Origin of the sequence: Sphingomonas faeni, from assembly GCF_040407505.1 — a bacterium.
Classification (GTDB): domain Bacteria; phylum Pseudomonadota; class Alphaproteobacteria; order Sphingomonadales; family Sphingomonadaceae; genus Sphingomonas; species Sphingomonas faeni_E.
Window position 1 is genome coordinate 1001790 of sequence record NZ_JAPZPQ010000001.1, and the last position, 22881, is coordinate 1024670.

At 65.7% G+C, this 22881-nt stretch carries 18 protein-coding genes and 1 riboswitch; of the genes, 12 read left to right on the forward strand and 6 right to left on the reverse strand.

Going from position 1 to position 22881, the window contains the following annotated elements; all coding sequences use genetic code 11:
* Window positions 1–23 precede the first annotated feature (23 nt).
* Window positions 24–1277 carry a DUF2254 domain-containing protein gene (locus tag O6X71_RS04535; protein ID WP_353464650.1) on the forward strand — a complete coding sequence of 418 codons (1254 nt, stop codon included), beginning with the start codon at window positions 24–26 and terminating at the stop codon, window positions 1275–1277.
* Here O6X71_RS04535 and O6X71_RS04540 read toward each other — a convergent pair.
* Together O6X71_RS04540 and O6X71_RS04545 are read right to left on the reverse strand one after the other, a co-directional pair.
* Window positions 1257–2741, reverse strand: coding sequence for a DUF389 domain-containing protein (locus tag O6X71_RS04540; RefSeq protein WP_353464651.1), 1485 nt, complete (start codon window positions 2739–2741; stop codon window positions 1257–1259). The two genes, O6X71_RS04535 and O6X71_RS04540, sit on opposite strands and share 21 nt — an antisense overlap.
* A gap of 14 nt (window positions 2742–2755) precedes the next feature.
* Window positions 2756–4090 carry a chloride channel protein gene (locus O6X71_RS04545; protein ID WP_353464652.1) on the reverse strand — a complete coding sequence of 445 codons (1335 nt, stop codon included), beginning with the start codon at window positions 4088–4090 and terminating at the stop codon, window positions 2756–2758.
* Window positions 4091–4319: 229 nt separating this feature from the next.
* Window positions 4320–4559, forward strand: a riboswitch (cobalamin riboswitch).
* A gap of 169 nt (window positions 4560–4728) precedes the next feature.
* Here O6X71_RS04545 and O6X71_RS04550 point away from each other — a divergent pair.
* The 7 genes from O6X71_RS04550 to O6X71_RS04580 all read left to right on the forward strand — a co-directional run bounded on the left by O6X71_RS04550 (window position 4729) and on the right by O6X71_RS04580 (window position 15211).
* The gene (locus tag O6X71_RS04550) at window positions 4729–6915 is read left to right on the forward strand and encodes a TonB-dependent receptor (RefSeq protein ID WP_353464653.1); all 2187 of its coding nucleotides are present in this window, start codon (window positions 4729–4731) and stop codon (window positions 6913–6915) included.
* Complete coding sequence (locus O6X71_RS04555; RefSeq protein WP_353464654.1) at window positions 6902–8359, forward strand: PepSY domain-containing protein; 1458 nt, start codon at window positions 6902–6904, stop codon at window positions 8357–8359. Before O6X71_RS04550 ends, O6X71_RS04555 begins: the two co-directional genes overlap by 14 nt.
* Before the next feature lie 115 nt (window positions 8360–8474).
* Entirely contained in the window at window positions 8475–8807 is a 333-nt protein-coding gene (locus O6X71_RS04560) for a hypothetical protein (RefSeq protein ID WP_353464655.1), read from the forward strand.
* 55 nt (window positions 8808–8862) lie between these two features.
* Window positions 8863–10125, forward strand: a complete 1263-nt coding sequence (locus O6X71_RS04565; protein ID WP_353464656.1) for a TolC family protein — start codon at window positions 8863–8865, stop codon at window positions 10123–10125.
* Window positions 10122–11276 (forward strand): efflux RND transporter periplasmic adaptor subunit, encoded by a 1155-nt coding sequence (locus O6X71_RS04570; protein WP_353464657.1) that lies wholly within the window; start codon window positions 10122–10124, stop codon window positions 11274–11276. Before O6X71_RS04565 ends, O6X71_RS04570 begins: the two co-directional genes overlap by 4 nt.
* Before the next feature lie 3 nt (window positions 11277–11279).
* Window positions 11280–14474, forward strand: coding sequence for an efflux RND transporter permease subunit (locus O6X71_RS04575; RefSeq protein WP_353464658.1), 3195 nt, complete (start codon window positions 11280–11282; stop codon window positions 14472–14474).
* Window positions 14475–14536: 62 nt separating this feature from the next.
* Window positions 14537–15211: a DUF2490 domain-containing protein gene (locus O6X71_RS04580; RefSeq protein WP_353464659.1), complete on the forward strand. Its 675-nt coding sequence runs from the start codon at window positions 14537–14539 to the stop codon at window positions 15209–15211.
* Window positions 15212–15261: 50 nt separating this feature from the next.
* On the opposite strand, the gene O6X71_RS04585 is transcribed toward O6X71_RS04580, so the two are convergent.
* On the reverse strand, window positions 15262–16512 hold the full coding sequence (locus O6X71_RS04585) for an NAD(P)/FAD-dependent oxidoreductase (RefSeq protein ID WP_353464660.1): 1251 nt from the start codon (window positions 16510–16512) through the stop codon (window positions 15262–15264).
* 10 nt (window positions 16513–16522) lie between these two features.
* Here O6X71_RS04585 and O6X71_RS04590 point away from each other — a divergent pair, with 10 nt between their 5' ends.
* A complete protein-coding gene (locus O6X71_RS04590) occupies window positions 16523–16705 on the forward strand; it encodes a hypothetical protein (protein ID WP_353464661.1) in 183 nt (60 codons plus the stop codon).
* Between the two features lie 9 nt (window positions 16706–16714).
* Here O6X71_RS04590 and O6X71_RS04595 read toward each other — a convergent pair whose 3' ends face one another.
* Entirely contained in the window at window positions 16715–17263 is a 549-nt protein-coding gene (locus tag O6X71_RS04595) for a TetR/AcrR family transcriptional regulator (RefSeq protein ID WP_353464662.1), read from the reverse strand.
* Window positions 17264–17370: 107 nt separating this feature from the next.
* Between O6X71_RS04595 and O6X71_RS04600 the strand changes: the two genes are divergently transcribed.
* Window positions 17371–18150 carry an SDR family NAD(P)-dependent oxidoreductase gene (locus tag O6X71_RS04600; protein WP_353464664.1) on the forward strand — a complete coding sequence of 260 codons (780 nt, stop codon included), beginning with the start codon at window positions 17371–17373 and terminating at the stop codon, window positions 18148–18150.
* Window positions 18151–18201: 51 nt separating this feature from the next.
* Window positions 18202–19203 (forward strand): NADP-dependent oxidoreductase, encoded by a 1002-nt coding sequence (locus O6X71_RS04605; RefSeq protein WP_353464665.1) that lies wholly within the window; start codon window positions 18202–18204, stop codon window positions 19201–19203.
* Window positions 19204–19317: 114 nt separating this feature from the next.
* On the opposite strand, the gene O6X71_RS04610 is transcribed toward O6X71_RS04605, so the two are convergent.
* Window positions 19318–20817 carry an MFS transporter gene (locus O6X71_RS04610; protein ID WP_353464666.1) on the reverse strand — a complete coding sequence of 500 codons (1500 nt, stop codon included), beginning with the start codon at window positions 20815–20817 and terminating at the stop codon, window positions 19318–19320.
* A 134-nt stretch (window positions 20818–20951) separates the two neighbouring features.
* Here O6X71_RS04610 and O6X71_RS04615 point away from each other — a divergent pair, with 134 nt between their 5' ends.
* Window positions 20952–21632: a DUF6445 family protein gene (locus tag O6X71_RS04615; RefSeq protein ID WP_353464667.1), complete on the forward strand. Its 681-nt coding sequence runs from the start codon at window positions 20952–20954 to the stop codon at window positions 21630–21632.
* Between the two features lie 41 nt (window positions 21633–21673).
* Here the strand turns inward: O6X71_RS04615 and O6X71_RS04620 are convergent, their stop codons facing one another.
* Entirely contained in the window at window positions 21674–22690 is a 1017-nt protein-coding gene (locus O6X71_RS04620) for a LacI family DNA-binding transcriptional regulator (RefSeq protein ID WP_353464668.1), read from the reverse strand.
* Window positions 22691–22881: the final 191 nt, after the last annotated feature.

Here is a 22881-nt window from a genome sequence, read left to right on the forward strand (position 1 = left end):
ATCGGTAATCGGGAGAAAAGACCATGAAACGATGGGCATGGATCCTCCACCGTATCATCCGGCAGATCTGGTTTCGTGCAGCAATCATCAGCCTGCTCAGCGTGGCGCTGGCAATCCTTGCCGGCATCGTGACGCCGTATCTGCCCTACACATTCGACGTGGATATCGGCCAGCGGTCGGTCGGTACCATCCTGCAGATCATGGCGTCCAGCATGCTCGCGGTGACGACGTTCTCTTTGACGGCGATGGTCAGCGCCTATTCGTCGGCGACGCAACTCGCCACGCCACGCGCGACGCAGTTGATGGTCAGCGATCCAACCTCGCAGAACGCGCTGTCGACGTTCCTCGGTGCGTTCGTCTTCTCGATGGTCGGCATCGTTGGGCTGAACACGAGTGCCTACGGCCATGACGGTCGCATCATCCTGTTCGCCGCCACCGTCGTCATCATCATGCTGGTGGTCGGCACGCTGTTGCGCTGGATCGGCCATATCACCGCGTTCGGACGCATGGCCGACGTCATCGATCGCGTCGAGGAGGCCGCGACCCGGGCAATGGCGGACTTTGTCGCCGCGCCGCACCTGGGCGGCCGCGCGGCCATCGCCGTACCGCAGGACGCTGCGGCGATCGCCGGATCGCAAACCGGGTATGTCACCCATATCGACGTTGCTGCACTCCAGGCGACCGCCGAACGGAAAGGACTGCGCGTTCACGTCGACGTCCTGCCAGGGACGATGGTGCACCCGGCACGCCATCTGGTTCACGTCGAAGGCCATGTCGACGACGCGACGCACGAGCCGCTGATCAAGGCCTTTACGATCGAACGGCATCGCAGCTTCGACCAGGATCCTCGTCTGGGCCTGATCGCGCTGTCCGAGATCGCCAGTCGCGCGCTGGCGCCGGCGACTAACGATCCTGGTACCGGGATCGAGGTTCTCAACGCACTACTCAGAGTCTTTCTGGCCCTCCGATCGCGACCGACGGACGGACTTCCGGAGGATGAAGGGGGTCGCCGGGTGTATGTTGGCCGACCTTCGCTCGACGATATGCTGACCGACGCCTTCGGACCGATCCTCCGCGAAGGCGGCAAGGAGGTCGAAGTATCTCTTCGTCTGACCAGCACGCTCTCGGCCATGCAGGCGAACCTGCCAGCGATGAGCAAGCCGATCGAACGCTGGGCCGCGCGTCATGCCAAGCGTGTGGGCGAAACGATCGCGGATCCCGACGACCTCGCCGTGTTCGAGCGACGCTATGCGCAGCTATGGCCGGCGCACGTCTGATCCAGGCGCAGGCTGCTCGGTATCGATCGACCATATCAGGCGCAGGCGACCGCCCGCGCCACCCGGTTCCGCCCTACCCCCGCGCTCGACGATCCCCCGCGCGATCGCCGTTCGCTGCCGCAAGGTCCCGCCCAGCACATCGAGCGTCCGGGCATGCCGAGCAGAGACCCAGCCAGCTTCGCCGAGCGCCCGATCGTCGATAACCCCGGATACGATCGCTACGTCCGGCAAGGCGACGTCGTTCGGCGGATCGAGAATGACGTGCCAGTCGGCGACCGCGGCGTCCGCACGACGTTCGAGGTCGCGATAGCCGGCGATGCCGAGGCCAGCGAGCGGCGCCGCCACGGCGCGGATCGTCCGCTGGGCGGCGTCTGATTGCACCGAGGCGGCAGGAACGCCTGCGATCAGTGCGACGTCCGCAATCGCGCGATCACGCTCGCGGGCGGCACGCAGCGCATCACCATTGCCCGCCCGCGCGATCTGCGCCGCCTCGACCGCGCCGGTTTCGGGTGAGATGCGCACCTGATCGACATGGACGTCGACGGGCCGCGATAGGCGTTGGCGAAGATCGGCCGCGAGCTTGCGATCCGCGCCCGGTTCGATCCGCGGAGTCAGCATCACCGCGCGAACGCGGACCGGGTTTGCGCCATGATCGATCTCGACCTGGCTCAGTCGCGCACCGGGTGGGAAATCCTGACCCAGCGCATCGCGGACCTGCCGCTGTGCGACGGCCTCGAAGGCGATCCGACGCAAGCCGGCGCCAAGCGGGATCGACAGCACGCCGATCGCGACCGCGAACAGCACGAGTTGCCACCCGGTATGATGCGGCGAAAGATGGCTGCCGAAGCCGTAACAGCGCGCGACGAGCGCGGCGGTCAGCGCAATGGTGATCGCGTTGGTCAGGAACAGCAGTAAGGCGCCCGAGAAGACTACCCAGTTCCAGGTCGCGATGCCGAACCCGACCACGACCAGCGGCGGCATCAAGGCGATCGCGATCGCCACACCGACGACCGTACCCCCGCGCCCGCGGATCAGGGCATAGCCGCCCGCAATTGCCGACAGCAGCGCGACGAGCAAGTCGAACAGCGTCGGCTGCGTCCGCCCGGCGATTTCGCTCGTGATCGTCTGGACCGGCGACAGCAGGACCAGCACGACGGATAGCGCCACGGCGATAGCCGCGCCTAGGGTCAGCGCGGTCGCAGCGCGGCGTATCTCATGGAAATCGAACGTGGCGATACCGAAGCCCAGGCCGATGATCGGCATCATCAGCGGCGACAGCAGCATGGCACCGATCAGCACCGCGACCGACGGCATCAGCAGCCCGAGCAGCGAGATCGCGGCCGATATGACGATCAGGAAAGCGTAGCGCCCCGACCATCCGGCTTCCTCGGCGATCTGTCGCAGGACACCATCATGGTCGACGCCTTCGGTCGCCTTGGCCAGCCACGCCCGCGGACGGGTCACGAATTTTGCAGCAGTCAGGTGGATCGGGTCGTCTCCGTCATGGCGAAGGTCTTCGACAGACCATGGTACAGCTTCTCGCGGCATACCCATTGGCTTGCCGCGTCGGCGATGAAAGCGGTCGCGAACATCGGCAGCATCAGGCCGCGGCTGGCGGTCGTCTCCGACAGGATGATGACGGCTGTGAGCGGTGCGCGGACGACGCCCGCGAAATAGGCGACCATGCCGAGGATCACGATCGCGCTGGCCGGCTCTCCGGGGAATATCTCCCGCAGCAGATTGCCGACGCCGGCGCCGACTGCGAGCGACGGCGCGAAGATCCCGCCCGGCAAGCCGGCGATCGCGGTCGCGGCCGTGGCAATCATCTTGGCCGGGCCGAACCAGAGCGGGGCATCGACGCCGACGATCATCGCGCGCGCCGATGCGTAGCCGGTTCCCCATGTCAGTCCGGTCGTGACGCCGAGCACTGCGACGACCGCGCCGCAGATGCCGGCGAACGCCACCGGGTGCGCGCGGGTCCAACCCGTCAGTCGATTGCGACTGACGGCCATTCCCAAAAGGATCCGCGAGAAGAGCCCGCCGGTCATGCCACCGGCGATGCCGGCGACCGGTGCGACGATCAGGGCGGACAGCAGCGGCATATGCGCGCCGATCGCACCGAAATAGATGTAGTCGCCTTGCACCGACTGGGCGACCATTCCGGCGATGACGATCGCGGCAAGGACGAGCAACGTCACCCGCTGCTCATACGCGGAGGCGAGTTCCTCAATCGCAAACAGCAGTCCGGCGAGCGGCGTGTTGAACGCCGCTGCCACGCCCGCCGCACCGCCGGCAATGACGACCCCGCCCCGCAACGGCACGCGAACGAGGCGGTGTGTGAATCCCATGACGGCGGCGGCCAGCTGGACGGTCGGCCCTTCCCGACCGACCGAAGCACCACCCAGTACCGCGCCGATCGTCAGCACCGCCTTGGCCGCGACGGTCCGAATCGAGATCAGTGACCCGGTCGCGTCGTTCGGATTGGCCTGCGCGGCGATGACCTGAGGAATGCCCGATCCCCGCGCGAGCGGCGCATAGCGACGGGTCAGCCAGACCAGCCCCATGAAGGTCAGCGGCGTCGTGATCAGCGGTATCCAGTGCCATGTCGTCGCAAAACGGCTGAAGACGGCACCCGCCCAGTCTGCCGCCTCCGCGAACAGCGTTGCGACGATGCCGACAAGGATCGCACCCGTCAGGATCGCGACGCGTGTGCGAAACTGCGTCGATCGCGGTCCGCGCGCGCGCAACAACGCCCTGTACCGCGACGGCGTCCAGCGTTTCGCCGGTACCAGGCGATTGAATAGGCCAGTCATGATGCTTCTTTAGGTCGAGCAGCCAGTTAGGCCACCCCCCTCTGCGTCTCGTTCATCGAGATCGTTGCGGCGGTACTCACGGTCGTGACGCGGGCCACCACCCAAACAAACACCGCTCACCGTATTGCAGTGATGTTCAGGACCCGGCCAGTGCGACGGCTCCCCTGGATTGCCCGCAGGCATGGATCGGGATACACCACCCTCCGTCGGCCAGCTCCATCGGAGCAGGTCGACATGATCGCGTCGGTGTCCCGAGAGGGACTTAAAAGGGAACGCGGTGAGGATGGTTCGCCGTTCGAAGCCGAGGCTGTCCCTGCAACTGTAAGCGGCGAGCGCGATGCATATCGCTCCTTTCTCGAACGAAAGGGGCAGCCACTGGGCCAAGCGTGATGTCACGCACGGCCTGGGAAGGCCGTGCATCGTGTGACGACCCGTGAGCCAGGAGACCTGCCGGCGTCTGGTCGCTCTTGCCTGGCCCAGGGGGTGGCCGCGGCACGGTACTCCGTCGAGCGACGACGTGTGCGGTGAGGACCGCACGGGCATGCGTGTCGGTCGCGATGGCGTCCGGCTGGCGCGGATGCCGGCCGTTCGCGGGAGGTCCTTGCCGGGTTCGCTAGACGCTCCGGGGAATTACCGTAATGCCGTTCCTAACTTCTCGCCTCGCGCTTGCGGGGGCTTTGCTGTCGCCTGCGTTTGCGACACCGACCGGCGCACAATCCGCGCCGCCCGCCAGCACAATCGCCAACGCCGAAGACATACTGGTCGTCGGCCAGCACGCGAAGGACACGCTGACCACGCTCAACACGACCGGCAGCCGCCTCGGCCTCACGCCGCTCGAGACCCCGGCCACGATCTCGGTGATCGACGGCGATACGATCCGCGCGCGCGGCGACATGTCCGTGATCGACGCGGAGAGCCGCGCACCGGGCATCAGCAATGCCGGCAACCCCGGCAATGGCGGCACCGCGCTCGCCGCCCGCGGCTTCAGCGGCCAGGGTTCGGTGCTCCAGCTTATCGACGGCGTGCGGTTGTTCCCGTCGGCGGGCACGATCACCTTCCCGACCGATCCGTGGATGGTCGAGCGAATCGACATCCTCAACGGTCCCGCCTCCGTGCTGTACGGCCAGGGCGCGCTGGGGGGAGCGGTGAATGTCCTGATGCGCAAACCGAATACGCAGCACACCGAGGTCGAAGGCGAAATCGGCTATGGTTCGCAGGACAGTTTTCACGTCGCGGCCGGCGCTGGGGGCCCGATCACTGACCGCCTCGCCTACCGCGTCGACGGCAGCTATCGCCGATCGGACGGCTATGTCGATCGCGGGCGGTCGCGCAGCTATGCGCTCTCCGCCACGCTACGCTGGGCGCCGACCGACACGCTCGTGGTCACCGCCCGTGACGACTACGGCAGCCAGCAGCCGATGCGCTATTTCGGCACGCCGCTGATCGACGGCCGGCTCGACGACGCCAACCGGGAACGCAACTACAACACGCGCGACGGCTACATCCGCTACCGCGACAACCGCTCGACGGTGCAGGTCGACTGGACTTCCAGCGATACGCTCACGCTCAGCAACCAGGCGTATCGCCTGACGTCCAAGCGTTCCTGGCTCAACCTCGAAAGCTATTGCTGGATCGCCGCCGACGGTTTCTGTCCCAATGGGTATAACGCCGATGCGGGCACGCCAGGGCGCATCTTTCGCACCGACATGACGGGTATCGTCCACGACCAGACGCAATGGGGCGATCAGGCCAGCCTCGCGCTCAAGACCCCGATCGCGGACGGCATCGACAATGATTTCGTCGCGGGCTTCGACATCAACCTCATCAAGCTGACCTATTCGCACAATTTCGGCTCGGACCCACAGATCTCCGAGGTCGATCCCTTTGACTTCGATCCCGGCCTGATCGCCGACACGCAGGGTATCGCGCCGCGCTATCGCACGCGAACCGACGAATATGCGGTTTTCGCCGAGGATCGCCTGAAGCTCGGTACGCACCTCTCGATCGTCGGCGGGATACGCTACGAGCGTGACAAGATACGACGCTGGACGATCGCCTATCCAGGCGGCGTCGGCACCGAGACGTTCGCGCTCGACAAGCGGCTGCGCAACGTGACCTGGCGCGTCGGGAGCGTGTATCAGCCGATCCCGACCGTCTCGCTGTACGCGCAATATGCGACGGGCGTGGACCCGCTCGGCACGCTGACCACCTATTCGACCGGGCAGGTGCAGTTCAGCAACGCGGTCGGCGACCAAGTCGAGGTCGGCGCGAAGGCGGTGTTCCTCGACGGCCACGGCACCGCGACGCTGGCCGCCTACCGCATCGTCAAGAAGCGCCTCCTGGCGCAGCAGACCGCGACGAGCCCGATCGAGCAGGTCGGACAGCGATCGGCCAAGGGGATCGAGGCGGCGGTGTCACTCGATCTGCCTTACGGTATCGGGATCGATGCCAACGGCAGCATCCTCGACGCGAAGTTCGACGACTTCATCTCCGGCGGCACCAGCTTCAACGGGAACACGCCGCCGGACGTACCCGAGACGCTCGCCAATCTCTGGCTACGCTGGAACGCTACGCGCGCACTGAACGCGCGCGCCGGGCTGCGCTATGTCGGTCGGCGCTATTCGGACAATGCCAACAGCTTCCGCGTCCCCAGCTATACCACGGTGGATGCGACCATATCGTACGCGGTGACGCAAAGCCTCGCAGTCGACGTCCATGCCTACAACGTGTTCGACAGGACCTACGCACTCAACACCTATAACGCCCAGCAATGGGTGCTCGGTCGACCCCGCTCGATAGACGTGGCGCTTCGTGTCGGCTTCTAACGCAGCCACACGGCCAGCGCTGGGCAAGTTTGCCCGGCGTTGGCTCTACCTCATCCATCGGTGGATCGGCATCACCAGTTGCCTGTTTTTCGCCATGTGGTTCCTGTCCGGACTGGTCATGGTCTACGTGCCCTATCCCTCGCTCACGCCGGTTGAAAGGCTGGCGGGGGCCGAGGCGATCGGTTGGTCAGCGGTAAACGTGCCACCCCGGTTCGATAACGGACGGTTGCCGCGAGAACTGATGCTCGAAATGCGTGACGGCATAGCCGTGTGGCGTGTCACCGGGTGGGACGACGCGCAGACAACGGTCGCAGCCAGTCGGGGCGCTGTCCTGCGGCCGGTCGACGCTTCCTATGCCGGCCGTGTCGCCAGTCGTTTCGTCAATGCACCGGCGGAGCGTGTCGCGCGGCTCCAGCGCGACCAGTGGACGGTCGGCGGCGGCTTTGATCGGCACCGACCACTCTGGAAAGTCTCGCTCGGCGACGCGCCGGGCACGGAGGCCTATGTGTCATCGAGTACGGGTGCCGTCGTTCAGGCAACGACGCGTCATGAGCGTTTCTGGAACTGGCTCGGATCGGTGCCCCACTGGCTGTATCCGACCGTATTGCGACAGGATCAGGTCGCCTGGCGTCAGGTCGTCATGTGGGTGTCCGGAGCCTGCATCGCCGCAGCCGTGACAGGTATGTGGATCGGTATCCTGCGGACCCGTGTCGGCAAACGCCGCTTCAAGGGTGGGCGGGTGTCTCCCTACACCGGCTGGATGTTGTGGCATCACGTCGCAGGACTGGTCGGTGGCGCGTTCCTGATAACGTGGATTTTCAGCGGCTGGCTATCCGTCGATCCTGGCCATCTGTTTCACGGAGCGAAACCGGACGACGTGGCGATGCGCATCTATCAGGCGTCCGACCCGATGCCAGCCGTGTCGCTCGAACGCCTGCGGGCGGTGGGCAAAGGCGCCGTCAAGGCGCAGATCATCGACAACGCCGGAACCCCGCTCGTCCTGCTGTCCTATTCCGACGGCCGGCGATCGACGTTGGATGCGACAACGTTCTTGCCGTCCCGCCCCGCGAGCCAAGCCATCGTGAACGCCGCCAGCCGCCTGGCAGGCTTCGCGCCGCTGCTCTCGATCACCCACCTGACATCGCCCGATGCGTATTGGTATGCCGTCGGGACACTACCACAGCTTCCAGTACTGCGGCTGCGCTTTGCCGATCCGACGCGAACCTGGATGTATATCGATGTCGCTACCGGCGAAATCCTCCTGACGGTCGATCGAAGACAACGAGCGTATCGATGGGCATTCGGCCTGCTTCATAAATGGGATTTGAACGCGCTCACCGTGCGTAGACCAGCATGGGATCTGCTGATCTGGGTGTTCTCGATCGTCGGTATCGTCACGTCGATAAGCGGCGTCTGGCTCGGTTACAAAAGGCTCGCACGGTGACGAGGGCCGCAACGCGTAACCACGGCGAACTCTCGTGCGACCACTGGACCTTTCGACAATTTTCTTGGTCGTCGACCCGGTTACAGCAACGCCCGCATCTGCTACCCGCTAGGTCATGCGTAGGCTTCTGCCCTTCCTTGCCTGTCTGATGCTCGTGCTGACCACATGGGTCGGGGTGGCGCATGCGGCCGAGGTCGGCGGGTGTATCGAGACCAGCCAATACGAAGCAGCCGCCCATCTCGATGGCGATGCGGATCAGGTCGCGGCCGATGGGGACAAGGGTTACCCGCATCATCATGGCAGCTGCCATGCGCATCACATGAGCGTGGCGGACGCCGATGCGCTGGACGGCATGACGGATCTCGCCAGCGCCACGCTCGTCGCCTTCGATAGCGCCACGCTCGTCGGTCGGAATGCCGACACCGCTTTGCGACCGCCCCAGGCCTGACACGTCGATCGGGTGCGCGATGCGCGCCTGCGTCCACATCGTCAGGAGCATTCCCATGTATCGCATTTTCGCGGCCATCATGGTCGCAGGCGTCTGCGCACCATCGCTGCAGGCCCAGACCCTTCCGCACACGTCGGCGGAACCGGTACTAACGCTGGCCGACGCGCTAATTCACGCACACGTATCCTCGCCATTCCAGGACGTGGCCTCGGCGGGCATCCGCGCCGCCGAAGCGCAGCGTCGGGTCGCCGCACTGCGTCCGAACCCGTCGATTATTGCGGAGACCGAAAACGTCGCCGGGTCCGGCATCTATCAAGGTCTGCGGTCGTCCGAGACGACGCTAGGGCTGGCGTTGCCGCTGGAACGCGGCGGCAAGCGGCAGGCGCGGATGGCACTCGCCGACGCGCAGATCGGGCGCGCAGGTATCGCCGCGGAGATCGCACGTGCCGATCTCCGCCTTCGGGTCACGCAGTCGTACGTCATCGCGGGGGCGGCACAGCGCCGTGCCGCCATCACGCGTGATCAGGTCGGTATTGCCGCCGAGGTCCTCCGCGCCGCCAGAGTGCGGGTCCAAGCCGGTCGCGCGTCGCCACTCGAGGAACAACGAGCCGACGTCGCGCGGGTCGCTGCCGAGGGCGCCGAGGAGCGGGCAGAACGGTCTGCCGACGTTGCCGCGGCGAACCTCGCTCGGCTTATTGGCATGCCGGTAGAGGCGATCGACGAGGCGTGGTTCGAACGGGTGGACGCGCTCGACTTGGTCCGACCACTCGGATCGACCAACACGCTCATCGCCACGGCAGCACGCGCCGATCTCGACACCGCGACCGCGCAGGTGCGGCTCGCGCGCAGCCAGCGGGTGCCGGACCTGACGCTCAGTGCCAGCGCTCGCCGGCTCGAACAGACCAACGACTCCGCCGCCGTCTTTGGCGTCTCGATCCCGCTGACCGTCTTCAACGGCGGTCGATCGGCGGTTGCCGTCGCCGATGCGCAACGCGACCAGTTGGACGCGCTACGTCGCGTGGCCTTGCTCGATGCCGAGCAGGACATCGCCACCACGCAGGCTGAGGCCGCGAACGCCGCGACAACTGCGCGCAACGCGACCGGGCCAGCGCTCACAGCCGCCGTGGAGGCGGCGCGGATCGCGCGCATCGGCTACCGCGAAGGCAAGTTCGGGCAGCTCGACCTGCTCGACGCGGAGCGGACGCTTCTCGACACACGGACGGCCGCGACCGACGCGCTTGCCGCCTATCACGACGCACGCGCGCGCCTCGAGCGGCTGACTGCCGAAGCGCCGATTGCCAAGGACACCGACCGATGAACCGCACGATCTTGCGCGCAATCGCGTCTGCAGCTGCCGCTCTGGCATTCGCAGGCTGTGGCCCCTCCCCCGACCCGACGCCCGCAGCCAACGCTACGGCGAACGAGGACCGAGAGAAGGCTTCCGGCGATCCCACGGTCGCGACCCTGTCGACACAGCAGATCGCCGATGCCGGTATCGAGGTCACGCGCCCGACCGTCGGCGGCGTCGCCGGCGCGATCGAACTGCCCGCGACGATCGAGGGCGATCCGCAGGGCGTGCAGGTCGTGGCCGCGCCGATCGGCGGCCGGCTGGTCTCGCTCACCCGCAACCTTGGCCAATCGATCAGCCACGGCGAGACGCTGGCGATCATCGAAAGCCGCGAGGCAGCGTCGCTCAATGCCGAGGTCGAAGCGGCCGGTGCGCGGTCCGCGCTCGCCCAGTCGAACCTACGCCGCGAACAGCGATTGTTCGCCGAACGCGTGTCACCCGAGCAGGATCTCGTCGCCGCCCGCACCGCCGCAACCGAAGCCAACATCGCGCTCCGACTCGCGAGGCAGCAGCTGTCGGCCACGGGTGGCGGCGGCGGTGCGCTCAACCGCATTGCGGTGCGCTCGCCGATCGCCGGCCAGGTGATCGCCCGGTCGGCCACGCTCGGACAACAGGTTGCGACCGACGCCGAACTCTTCCGCGTCGCCAACCTCGCCAAGGTGTCGGTGACGATGTCGCTCGTGCCCACCGACGCCGGCCGCGTGAAGCCGGGTGCACGCGTGGAAGTCACGTCCGCCGGCCGCCGCCAGGACGGCCGTGTCACCTTCGTCTCGCCGATCCTCGACGAAACCACGCGGCTCGTCCCCGTGATCGCGACGATCGACAATGCGAGCGGCGTCTGGCGCGTCGGCGAGAATGTCGGCGTATCGGTGCTGCTCCCGGCGAGCGGGGACCGCAGCGTCGCCGTGCCCTCGGCCGCCGTGCAGATGATCGGCGACCGGCCACACGTCTTCGTCCGCACCGCGACCGGGTTCCGCGCGACGCCGGTGACGCTCGGTCGCACCAATGGGGGCGCCGTCACCGTGACAGCCGGCCTGACGGGCGAGGAGCGCATCGCCTCGACCAACTCGTTCACGCTCAAGGCGGAACTCGGCAAGAGCGCGGCGAAGGACGAGGACTAGGCCATGCTCTCGCGTATAGTAACGCTCGCCGTCGAGAAGCGCTGGCTCGTCCTGCTGCTCACGCTCGCCGCGGCGTTCGCCGGAATGTTCGCCATCCAGCGGCTGCCGATCGACGCCGTCCCCGACATCACCAACAACCAGGTCCAGATCAACGTCCGCGCGCCCGCGCTCTCTCCCGACCAGATCGAGAAGCAGGTCGCCTTCACCGTCGAGACCGCGCTCGCCGGCATTCCCGGCCTCGACTACACGCGGTCGCTCAGCCGCAACGGCTTCGCGCAGGTTACCGCGGTGTTCGACGAAAAGACCGACATCTACTTCGCGCGGTCGCAGGTGGCGGAGCGGCTGCGCACCGCCGAGGAGGACCTGCCGGACGACGTGGTGCCCGAGATGGGACCGATCGCCACGGGTCTCGGCGACATCTTCATGTGGACGGTCGAATACCGCGAGCTCGACCAGGTCCGCCACCGCAACGGCGAACCCGGCTTGCAGAAGGACGGCAGCTACATCACGCCCGAGGGCGACCACCTCGTCAGCGGACCCGACAAGGCGACGTATCTGCGCACCGTGCAGGACTGGATCGTCACGCCGCAGCTGAAGAGCAGCGCGGGCCTTGCGGGGGTCGACAGCCTCGGCGGCTATACCAAGCAGTATCTCGTCGTCCCCGATATTCAGCGGATGGTAGCGATGAAGATCACGCTGAACGACCTCGCGACTGCGCTCGAACGCAACAACACCAGCGCGGGCGCCGGCATCGTCGACCGCAACGGCGAAGGTCTCGCGGTCCGCGCCGACGGCCGGATCCGCAACGCCGACGAGCTCGCGCGCACCGTGGTCGCGACGCGCGAGAGCGTGCCGATCCTGCTCAGCCAGATCGCCACCGTCCGCACCGGCCAGGCATTGCGGATGGGCTCGGCGTCGGAGAACGGCCACGAGGTCGTCGTCGGCACCGCAGTCATGCGGATCGGCGAGAACAGCCGCACCGTCTCGACCGGCGTCGGCACACGGCTCGAGGAGATCGGCCGCGCGCTTCCCGTCGACGTGGTGGTGAAGCCGGTGCTCAACCGCACCGAACTCGTCAATTCGACGATCGCGACCGTCGCCCGCAATCTCGCCGAAGGCGCGGTGCTGGTCATCGTCGTGCTGTTCGTGCTGCTCGGTAATTTCCGCGCCGCGCTGATCGCCGCACTGGTGATCCCGATCACGATGCTGCTGACGAGCATCGGCATGCTGAAGGCCGGGGTGTCCGCGAACCTGATGAGCCTCGGCGCGCTCGATTTCGGGCTGATCGTCGACGGCGCGGTCATCATCGTCGAGAACGCGCTCCGCCGCCTTGGCGACGCGCAACATGGTCGCAGCGAGCCATTGCCGTTGCGACAAAGGCTCGACCTGGTCGCCGCGTCGGCGCGCGAGATGATCCGACCGTCCGTCTACGGCCAGGCGATCATCATCCTCGTTTACGCGCCATTGCTCACCTTCACCGGTGTCGAGGGCAAGATGTTCGAACCGATGGCGCTGACCGTGATCATCGCGCTCGTCTTCGCGTTCGTCCTGTCGATGACGTTCGTCCCCGCGGCAATCGCGATCGCGCTCAGCCGAACCGTCGACGAGAAAGAGAGCCGGATCATCGGCTGGCTGCGTCGCCGCTACGAACCGGGTCTCGGCAAGGCGATGCGCCGCCCGAGCATCACGCTGGGCATCGCCATCGGCGCACTGGCGCTGGCGGGCGTCGCCTTCACCACGCTCGGCCAAGAGTTCCTGCCGCAGCTCGACGAGGGCAACATCCTCGTCCAGGCGGTCCGCATCCCCGGCACCTCGGTCGACCAGAGCCAGGCGATGCAGTTCCAGGTCGAGAAGCTGCTCGCGCGCCAGCCCGAGGTCCGCTTCGCCTTCTCGCGCACCGGCACGTCCGAGATCGCTAGCGATCCGATGCCGCCGAACGCCACCGACACCTTCGTCATCCTGAAGCCCAAGGCGGAATGGCCAGACCCGAGCCTAGCCAAGGAAGCGCTCGTCGCGCGGATGGAGCAGCAACTCTCGGCGCTACCGGGCAACGCGTACGAGATCACCCAACCGATCCAGATGCGCTTCAACGAACTGATCGCCGGCGTGCGTGGCGATATTGCGGTCAAGGTCTTCGGCGACGACTTCGGCGGGATGAACGCCGCCGCGGACCGTATCGCCGAAATCCTGCGCAAGACGCGCGGCGCGGTCGACGTGCGCGTCGAGCAGACAGAAGGCCTGCCGATGCTCGACATCCGCCCGAACCGCATGGCGATGTCGCGCATCGGCGTCACCGCGGGCGACGTGCAGGACACCGTCGCCGCCGCGATCGGTGGACGCGAGGCCGGCATGATCTTCGAGGGCGACCGGCGTTTCCCCGTCGTCATCCGCCTGTCGGAGGCGTCGCGATCGGACTTGACCCAGGTGGCGCAAATCCCCGTGCAGACGTCGGCGGGCGGGTTCGTGCCGCTGTCGACCGTCGCCGACATCGCGGTCGTCGACGGCCCCAACCAGATCAGCCGAGAGAACGGCAAGCGCCGCGTGGTCGTCCAGGCCAACGTCCGCGACCGTGACGTCGCCGGCGTAGTCGCCGACGCGCGTGCGGCGATCGACGCGGAGGTGACGATGCCGCCCGGAACCTATGTCGAATGGGGCGGGCAGTTCGAGAACCTCGCCTCCGCGCGCGACCGCCTGATGCTCGTCGTGCCGGTCTGCTTCGTGGTCATCATGCTGTTGCTCTACGGCGCACTCGGCTCGGTCCGCGACGCGGCGATCGTGTTCACCGGCGTGCCGCTCGCGCTGGTCGGTGGCGTGCTTGCGCTCGTAGTTCGCGGCATGCCGTTTTCGGTCTCGGCGGCGGTCGGGTTCATCGCTCTGTCGGGCATCGCGGTCCTCAACGGGCTGGTAATGGTGTCGTCGATCCATGACCTGATGGCGCGCGGCATGGACAGGGCACGCGCCGCGCACGACGGTGCGTTGGCGCGACTGCGACCGGTCGCGATGACCGCGCTCGTCGCAAGCCTCGGCTTCGTACCGATGGCACTCGGGCATGGGGCCGGCGCCGAGGTTCAGAAACCGCTGGCGACCGTGGTGATCGGCGGCTTGGTATCGGCGACCCTGTTGACGCTGTTCGTATTGCCAACGCTCTACGCCCGCTTTGGTGGATGGGCTGCGTCTAGGGACGTCGACGTAAAGTGAAGCCGCCTCCATTGCCTGTATCGGCCGAGGCGTGCCAATCACATGCAATGCATCGTCCGCTCATGGTAATCGTTTTCCCGTTGGTTCTCGCCGCGACTCCGGCCTGGGCGCAGCAGCAGGATGCGCAGGCTTGGGAACAGCTCAACGTGGTCGTTCCCGTGGCGCCGCGATTGCGCGTGACGCTTGAGGAAATTGCGCGGATCAGCGATCGCCAGGACGGCGTCTATACCAAGGAATTCGGCGCGCTCGTCGGCTGGCAGCTCGTCAAGGGGGTCGAATTTGGGATCGGTTACCGCCATGTCGGATTCCACAGCCGCAACCTCGCCCCCGACGAGGAACGGCTCCGCCAGCAGATGGTGGTCTCACATGGCCGCTTCGCCGGTCGCCTGCGGCTCGACGAACGCTTCAATCCCGATGGTAGCGAAATCGGTTTCCGTGTCCGCCCACTGCTACGCTACAATCTACCTGTAGGATCCAGGCGACTGACCCTGTTCGGCAGCCACGAGAGTTTCTTCCTGCCGAACACTACGGCTTGGGGCCAGCGTGCCGGGTACGAGCGGATGCGTAACATTGTCGGGCTGGCTTTCCCGCTCGGCAAGGCGGTGACGGCCGATATCGGCTACCTCAACCAGTATCGTTTCGCGCGAGGCGGCGCTCGGGCACAGATGGACAATGCGTTGAACGTGCAGATGACGCTGAACCTAGGAACACTTGGTGTGGCAGGCCTCCACGACTAGGATCCTCGGGCTAAAACGACAGGGATGCGATCGCGGTAGGCGGCCGTAATTCAGACTTCAGCGGGCTTACTCGGAATGGCTTTCAAGTCGATCGCCGGATCCGCCAATAATTCTGGATCGGCTTCGAACGATCCGACGACCAATGCGCGGCCCTGTACGTAATCCCGTACGCGGTTGACGCAGTCGAGCGCGATGACATGTCCCGCTTTCAGATAGATCACGGAAAAGCTGCGCTCGGCGGGATTGCCGCGCAGAATCGCCTCATCATAGCCCGTAGACAATCCGACCGTCTGGAGCTTGAGATCGTACTGGTTGGACCAGAACCACGGCACCGCGTGATAGGGTTCGGCCGCGCCGGTCAGCATCTTCGCCACGGTCGTTGCCTGATCGTTTGCGTTCTGCACCGATTCCAGCCGGATCGTCGCGCCGGCGGCGAACGCATTGGCGTGCGCCGCACAGTCCCCGATCGCGAAGACGTCGGGCAAGGTCGTGCGGCAATGGTCGTCGACCATCACGCCGTTGTCGCCCTCGGCCCCGGCGGCGAGCAACGGTGCGACCGCGGGGACGATACCTATGCCGACGATCACCATCTCGCAGCAGAGTATTTCGCCATCCGCCAGCCGAACGCCGCATGCCGCGCCGTCGGTTTCCTCGATGCATGAAACCGCGACACCGGTCCGGAGATCGACACCGCGCGCGCGATGTTCGGCTTCATAGAACCGCGACAATGGCTCGCCTGCCACGCGCGCCAGAACGCGGTCTTGTGCCTCGATCACGGTGACGTGCCTGCCGAGCTTGGTCAGGACCGCGGCGGCTTCGAGCCCGATATAGCCGCCCCCGATCACGACGACGCGCTCGACCTGGGGTAGTTCGGCCATCATCTGGTCGACATCGGCGCGGGTGCGAACGCCGTGGACACCGGTTAGGTCATGGCCCGTACAGGTCAGCCGCCGCGGCGATCCCCCGGTCGCCCAGATCAACGTACCGTACACGATAATGCCGCCATCCGCGGTCGTGACCTGGTGGGCCACGGGATCGACGTCGACCACCGTCCGCCCAGGCAGCAGCGTAATCGCGCGGTCGGTCCAGAATACGGCGGGACGCAGCAGAATGCGCTCGAAAGGCTTGTCGCCCGACAGATACTCTTTCGACAAGGGCGGCCGCTCATAGGGAAGCGACGGCTCGTCGCCGAGCAGCGCGATCGTACCGTCATAATTGCGCTGGCGCAGACTGATGGCGGCCTGTGCGCCGGCATGCCCCGCGCCGACGATCAGGATATCGTACTGTCCGGTCTCAGACATTGCTCATTCCTTGCCCCTTGCCCTCTCGCATCGCCTGCCACCAGCCAAGTTCTGCGCCGATCGACAGGTCGACGACCAACCGCGTGGCGTGATCGCCCGCTGCGACGCCGAGTGCAAGCCCGCGCTTGATGTCGTGACAGATCTCACCGAAACGACACAGGAACTCGATCTGGCACCCAGCATCCGGGTATGATCGCGCGGACTATGCAGCGCGGAGGTCGATCCAGGCCCGCGTCTGCGCCAGAACCTCGTCGGACAGCGCGGGATCGTCGACGGCGCGCGCGAGGATCACCGCGCCCACCATTGCCGCCCAGTTCCCGATCGCGGCGCGTCGCTTCTCGGCATCATCCGCGCCCGGCATGCGTTCGGCGAACCGATCGATCTGGCTGCGCAGACCGGTGGTCATGGCCGCACGAGCCTCGACCGATTGATGCCGCAATGCGCTGGCGAGGCCTGCCGTCGGACACCCGGTTGCCGCGCGATCCCGGTGATCGGGTGACAGGTACGCATCCACATATGCCTGTAGATCACCGCTGACGCTGTCGGACGGCGTGAGCGCATGCGTGACCGTCTGCGCGATCAGATCGTCCTTCGACGCAAAGTGACCGTAGAACGCGCCATGCGTAAGCCCGGCCCCCTTCATGACCTCCGACACGGTGACGGCGTCAAACCCACGATCGCGAAACAATGTGCTCGCAGCATCGAGGATGCGCGTGCGGTTTGCCGACATCTGCTCGCGACTAACCTTCATGACGAAAAACTCCTCGGCCCGCATTGACAGTTACATGACGACCATCATATTTAGCCAATCATGATACGCGTCATGTATATAAGCATCGACTGAAAGAGAGCAATCCTATGCCCCTCCCAACCGTTCTCATCACCGGCGCCTCGACCGGCATCGGCGCAATCTATGCCGATCGTTTCGCTCGTCGCGGCCACGACCTCGTTCTCGTCGCCCGCGATACCGCACGGCTCGAGGCTCTTGCGGCACAACTCAAGGATGAGAGCGGTGTGACGGTCGATATCCTGACCGCGGACCTGACGCGCGAGGACGACATCGCCGCGGTCGAGGCGCGCCTGCGCGATGACGCTGCTGTCGAGATCCTGATCAACAATGCGGGTGCTGGTCTGGGCGGAAACTTCGTCGACCAGTCGTCGGACGCAGTGCTCGGCAACGTCGCGCTCAACACGACGGCGGTCGTCCGACTCGCGCATGCCATCGCGCCGCGGCTTGTCGCGGCGGGCACGGGATCGATCGTCAATCTGGGCTCGGTCGTCGGGCTCGCCCCCGAGTTCGGCATGACCGTCTACGGTGCGACCAAGGCGTTCGTGCTGTTCCTGTCGCAGGGGCTTGCGCTCGAACTCGGGCCCAAGGGGGTGTATGTCCAGGCGGTACTGCCGGCTGCGACCAAGACCGAGCTATGGGGGCGTGCAGGTGCCGACGAGGCTGCACTGCCGCCGATGATGGACGTGAACGAACTGGTCGATGCTGCGCTGGTCGGCTTTGATCGCCGCGAGGGCGTGACGATGCCGACGCTGCACGAAGGCGAACTATGGGATGCGTTCGACGATGCCCGCAAGGCGATGGTGCCGCGGTTTGCCCAGCTGCTCCGCGCGGAGCGCTACGCTGCCTGACCTGCGCACCAAACGCCGTAACCCCGACGCCTTCTGAGGACACGAAGCATCATGAAAGCCTATATCCTCGACGCCTATGGCAAAGGTCACCAGCTCCGGCTCGGCGAGATGCCGGACCCCGTGGTCGGGCCGGATGACGTCCTCATCGAGATCCACGCCGCTGGCCTCAACGTGATCGATTCGAAGATCCGAAACGGGGAGTTCAAACTGATCATGCCATACACGCTGCCCCTCGTTCTGGGGGCGGATCTCGCGGGGATCGTGAAGCGCGTTGGCGCCAACGTGACGCGGTTCGCGGTCGGCGATGCGGTCTATGGCAGCCCACGCCAAGGACGGATCGGCACGTTCGCCGAGGTCATCGCGGTGGACCAGGCCGATCTTGCGTTGAAACCCGCCAACCTATCGATGGTCGAGGCCGCATCGATCCCGCTCGTCGGCCTAACCGCGTGGCAAGTTCTGGTCGAGCGCGCCAAACTGCAGCGCGGGCAGAAGGTGCTCATACATGCAGGTTCGGGCGGCGTCGGGACGTTCGCCATCCAGCTTGCCAAACATCTCGGTCTGCACATCGCGACGACGGCTGGGACCGACAATCTCGATCTCGTCCGAAGCCTCGGTGCAGACGTCGTCGTCGATTACAAGATACAGGATTTTTCCGAACTGCTGTCGGGCTACCACGGAGCACTCAACAGCCTCGACGGGAAAACGCTCGCAAAGTCGCTGCAGGTGCTGAAGCCGGGCGGCAAACTGATCTCGATTTCGGGGCCACCCGATCCGGCATTCGCACGGCAGCAAGGCCTGCACTGGCCGCTGCGCCAAGTGATCCGCTTGCTGAGCGCGAGCATCCGACGCAAGGCCAGACGCCGGGATGTCAGCTACTCGTTCCTGTTCATGCAGGCGAGCGGCGAGCAACTGACGACTATCACGACGCTGATCGAAAGCAATGAAATCCGGCCCGTCGTCGACCGCGTTTTCCCCTTCGCCAAGATGAACGACGCGATGGCGTACATCGATACCGGCCGCGCGAAGGGCAAGGTCGTGCTCAGCGTTCGCTGATCAACTCCGTTGAGCGTGGTAACTGTCATAGCGAGCCCGTTTCGCGCTCGCGCCACCGACGGCCGATCAAAAGCAGTGGCGCGCAGCGAAAATCGGGTATTCAGGGGCGGCGCATCAGGCGACGCCCTGTTCGACTTCGGGGACACGCAACATCGCCAGCGCGGCAAGCGCCATGACGATCGCGGCGAACGCCATCGTCCAGATTGGTTCGGTTGGGAAGAACGCCTTCAGCACCGACCCCATCAGCGTTGCGACCAACAACTGCGGGAGCACGATGAAGATGTTGAACAACCCCATATAGATGCCAAGCTTGGCCTGGGGCAGGCTGGAGGCGAGGATCGCGTAGGGCATGGCCAGGATAGACGCCCAGGCGATGCCGACGCCGATTTCGCTGACGATCAGCATCGTCGGATCGCGCACCACGAAAAAGCTCGCAAACCCCGCCGCCCCGCACAGCAGGCAGACGATATGCGTTTTCACGCGACCGATCCGCCGAGCCAGGCGCGGCAACACGAGTAGCGCGACTAGCGCCGCGACCGCGTTGTAGACTGCGAACAACACACCGACCCAGTCGCTGCCGGCGTTGTAGGCCGCGCTCGTCGCGTCGCTCGACCCGTACATGTATTGCGCTACGACCGGCGTGGTGAAGATCCACATGATGAACAAAGCGGACCAGCTGAAGAACTGGACGAGCGCCAGACGCTTCATCACCGAGGGCATCGCAGAGAAGTCGCCGACGATCTGGCTCAGCGCGTTGTTCACGTTGCCGCCGCGCGCGAGTGATATCGCGGCGAGGCTGGCGCCACCGTAAGCGACGAGGAGCCCTCCGAGCAGGTACACTTCCTTCTGCAACGCCAGTTCGGGTACCGCGACGATCACTGCAACCCCGGCGGCGATCCAAGCGATACTGGTTGCGAAACCGTGGCTTGCGAGTGCGCGGACGGGAGCGGCGAGCACCTCGGCCGCGTCGCGCTCGGCGAACGACGCCATCTGTTCGGGGCTGTATTCGCGCGTGCTGCCGACCGTCCAGAGCACGGCTAGCAGAAGTGCCGCGCCGCCGAACCAGAAGCTGTAGCGTACCGTATCGGGCACGCCAGCGAGCGCATCGCCCGATACGCCGAGATGCGCGAGCACGAACGGAAAGATTGAGCCGACTACCGCGCCCATACCGATGAAGGCAGTCTGAAGCGCGTAGCCCGCGGTGTGCTGGTCCTTGCGCAGCATGTCGCCGACGAACGCGCGGAACGGCTCCATCGAAACGTTGATCGAGGCGTCGAGTACCCAGAGCGTCAGCGCGGCAAGCCATAGCAGTTTCGCTTCGGGCATCACGAACAGCGCGAGCGCGGCGAGTACGGCACCAGCGAAGAAGTACGGGCGACGGCGGCCGAACCGCGTCCAGGTGCGATCGCTGTAATGGCCGATGATCGGCTGAACGAGCAGACCGGTCAGCGGCGCCGCGACCCACAGATAGGAGAGGTCGTCGAGCGATCCGCCGAGCGTCTGGAAGATCCGGCTCATGTTTGCGTTCTGCAAGGCGAAGCCGATCTGGATGCCGAAAAAGCCAAAGCTGATGTTCCAAAGGCCGCCAAAGCCCTGAACTGGTTTCTCGGTCAAAATTTGGCTCCCCTTGGCCGTCGTTTGTCGACACGACGATCCTGAGGCCTCGGCTTGACGTCAAGCGAACGGCAAAACAACCATGCATACGAATACCTTGCTCCACCACGCAGCCGCGCTGCATGAGAGGCGGCATGACCGACATGCCGACAACCGCGCTTTATCTCCAAGGTGAGGAGCAGCGCCCGTTACTAACGATCGACAATTTCTGGCCTGATCCGGATGCGCTGCGCGAGGATGCGGCGAGCCTGCGCATGGCCCCGATCGGTCCGCATTATCCCGGTGTCCGCGCCGAGGTGCCGCCGCGCTTGGCCCAGACGATGCGCCGCCGGATCGCGCCGCTGCTCGCGGAGCATTTCGATCTCGATCCAGCGCCGGCGGTGTCGGAAGCCTATTATTCGCTCGTCACCACGGCCCCCGCCGATCTGGCACCGATCCAGCGATTGCCGCATTTCGATGGCGTCGAGCCGCGGCGGATCGCGGTGTTGCTGTTCCTGGGTCACGGCGAACAGGGTGGCACCGCCTTCTATAGACAGCGCGCAACCAGGTTCGAGAGCGTCGATAGCTCCCGGCTCGACCGGTTCAGGACGGAACTGGAAGCAGGTGTGCAAACGCACGGCATGCCCGAAGCGTCCTACATCGCCGGCGATACGGCCTTGTACCAACGCGTCGCGGTCCAGCCCGCCTGTTTCAACCGTGCGCTCGTCTATGCCGGCAACACGCTGCACTGCGCCTATCTGCCGCCCGAAGTGACGCTGAGCCCCGACCCACTGGTCGGCAGGCTAACGCTGAATCTCTTTCTGTTCGACGACTGAGTGCGGCGATCCACTCCGCGGGGCCAATCGCGGCGCTCTACTTAACTGCTCGCGCGGATCACCAGTCGTGTCGGCAAGAACGCATCCTCTGATACCTCGCCGCGTAATTTGACCAGCAGGGTCCGCACCAACGCCTCCCCTGCCCGGCGTGCATCCTGCGTTACCGTCGTCAGCGGCGGGTTGGTCAGTTGTGCCGAAGCGATATCGTCGAAGCCCACGATCGCGACGTCGTCCGGGATCGATCGCCCCGCCGCCGCCAATGCGCGCATCGCGCCGATCGCGATGCTGTCGCTCGCTGCGAAAATTGCGTCATAGTCGGCGCCGCGTCGCGCGAGTTCGGCAATCGCCTCCCGTCCGGCGTCTTCGGTGGTGATCGCATCGACCTGCAGTCCATCGTCCACTGCCAGTCCCGCGGCCGCCAGTGCATCCCGATATCCCAGATAGCGGTCTTCGAGTTCGGGATACCGCCCGTCCGCGGCGCCCAGGAACGCGATCCGCCGCCTACCCCGCGCGATCAGGTGCGCGGTCGCCGCCTCGCCGCCGCCGCGGTTGTCCGAGCCGACCGTGATCCCGGCAGGCCCCGTGCCGACCGCGCCCCAGCGCACCACCTTGGTTCCCTGTTCGGTGAGGTGATCGAGGCGCGCGCGGTACGCTTCATAATCGCCATAGCCGAGCAGGATGATGCCATCGGCTTTGCGACTGTCCTGGTAATCGACGTGCCAGTCGCCCGACAATTGCTGGAACGAGATCAGCAGGTCGTAGCCGGCGCGCGCGCACGCGTGCGTGATGGAACCCAGCATCGAGAGGAAGAACGGGTTGATCGTCGACTCGTCTTCGGCGGGTTCTTCGAAGAACAGCAGCGCCAGCGTGTTGGCCGACTGACTGCGCAGCGACGACGCATGTTTGTCGACGGCGTAGTGCAGGCTGCGTGCGATCGCCTCGATCCGCTGGCGGGTCTGCGCGTTGACCGACTTCGATCCGCGCAACGCACGCGACACGGTCGGTTGCGACACGCCCGCCAGTTGCGCGATGTCGAACGATGTCGGTCGGCGGCCCATCACCGGAACCTATGCGGACAAAAGTGGTCCAAAAGAGACAGGGTCTGCATGAACCAGTGAATACGTATGCCCGTCCCTTTTGCAACGCCCCCGCCCGAAATATAACAGTCCTGCGACAATCGACGCGAAAGCACGACGTCGAGGCTACCGACACAAGTTATTGAGGATGCGCGGGATCAGTCCCGCCCAAA